Source organism: Pseudonocardia kongjuensis, from assembly GCF_039526905.1.
GTDB lineage: Bacteria > Actinomycetota > Actinomycetes > Mycobacteriales > Pseudonocardiaceae > Pseudonocardia > Pseudonocardia kongjuensis.
The window spans coordinates 1-1,863 of sequence record NZ_BAAAJK010000019.1 but is presented as its reverse complement, the minus strand read 5'-3'; the positions used below and the strand labels follow the sequence as shown (position 1 = coordinate 1,863).

Sequence of the window (1,863 nt, the reverse complement as noted above, 5' to 3'; positions counted from 1 at the left end):
GCCCCTTATGTCCAGGGCTTCACACATGCTACAATGGCTCATACAGAGGGCTGCGAGACCGTGAGGTGGAGCGAATCCCTTAAAGTGAGTCTCAGTTCGGATCGGGGTCTGCAACTCGACCCCGTGAAGTTGGAGTCGCTAGTAATCGCAGATCAGCAACGCTGCGGTGAATACGTTCCCGGGCCTTGTACACACCGCCCGTCACGTCACGAAAGTTGGTAACACCCGAAGCCGGCGGCCCAACCCTTGTGGAGGGAGTCGTCGAAGGTGGGACTGGCGATTGGGACGAAGTCGTAACAAGGTAGCCGTACCGGAAGGTGCGGCTGGATCACCTCCTTTCTAAGGAGTCTCACCGAGTGGTGGGGCGCCAACCGTTTGTGCAGATTTTTCTGTGTGGATTGTGTTGGTTCCTTCTTCGAGATCATGCCTGTCGGGGCCGTTCGTGTTCCGGGGTGTGTCTGGGTGGAACATGAGGCGTCAAGATGTGGTTCGGCACGCTGTTGGGTCCTGAGGGGACACCTGGTTGGTGTTGTCCTTGTGGCCGCGTGGGTCCTGGGTTGTCTAACGCCTTCTGTTGTGGGGGTGGTGGCGGTGTCGGGGTCTGGTGTGGTTGTGGGTTGAGTGTTGCATAGTGGATGCGAGCATCTTGTTGTGGTCAAGTTGTTAAGAGCACATGGTGGATGCCTGGGCATCAGGAGCCGATGAAGGACGTGGGAGGCCGCGATAGTCCTCGGGGAGCTGTCAACCGAGCTGTGATCCGAGGGTGTCCGAATGGGGAAACCCAGCACCCGTCATGGGGTGTTACCCGTACCTGAATTCATAGGGTGCGTGGAGGGAACGTGGGGAAGTGAAACATCTCAGTACCCACAGGAAGAGAAAACAATAGTGATTCCGTGAGTAGTGGCGAGCGAAAGCGGATGAGGCTAAACCGTGTCCGTGTCAAGCCGGCAGGTGTTGCGGGTGCGGGGTTGTTGGGATGTGTTGTTCACCTTCTGCCGAGGGTGGGATGATTGTTGTGCTGTGTTAGCGGAAGACTTCTGGGAAGGGTCGCCGGAGTGGGTGAGAGCCCCGTACGTGAAAATGCAGTGCTGGTCATGGACATTGTTCCCGAGTAGCAGCGAGCCCGTGAAATTCGCTGTGAATCTGGCGGGACCACCCGTCAAGCCTAAATACTACCTGGTGACCGATAGCGGACAAGTACCGTGAGGGAAAGGTGAAAAGTACCCCGGGAGGGGAGTGAAATAGTACCTGAAACCGTGTGCTTACAAGCCGTCAGAGCCTGGAGCAGTCTTGTGCTGCAGGGTGATGGCGTGCCTTTTGAAGAATGAGCCTGCGAGTTATGCTTCGTGGCGAGGTTAACCTGTGTGGGGTAGCCGTAGCGAAAGCGAGTCCGAATAGGGCGGTGGAGTCGCGGGGTGTAGACCCGAAGCGGAGTGATCTACCCATGGCCAGGGTGAAGCGTCGGTAAGACGTCGTGGAGGCCCGAACCCACCAGGGTTGAAAACCTGGGGGATGAGCTGTGGGTAGGGGTGAAAGGCCAATCAAACTTCGTGATAGCTGGTTCTCCCCGAAATGCATTTAGGTGCAGCGTCGTGTGTTTCTCATCGGAGGTAGAGCACTGGATGGCCTAGGGGGCCGACAAGCTTACCGAAGTCAGCCAAACTCCGAATGCCGGTGAGTGAGAGCGCGGCAGTGAGACTGCGGGGGATAAGCTTCGTGGTCGAGAGGGAAACAGCCCAGATCACCGGCTAAGGCCCCTAAGCGTGCGCTAAGTGGGAAAGGATGTGGGATCGCCCGGACAACCAGGAGGTTGGCTTAGAAGCAGCCACCCTTGAAAGAGTGCGTAATAGCTCACTGGTCAAG

2 rRNA genes are annotated in these 1,863 nt (G+C 57.3%); both read left to right on the top strand.

Annotated elements, in window-relative coordinates:
• A 16S ribosomal RNA gene (locus tag ABD160_RS19200) occupies window positions 1-339 on the top strand; the annotation flags it as partial.
• A gap of 314 nt (window positions 340-653) precedes the next feature.
• Window positions 654-1,863: ribosomal RNA gene (locus tag ABD160_RS19195) — 23S ribosomal RNA — on the top strand; the annotation flags it as partial.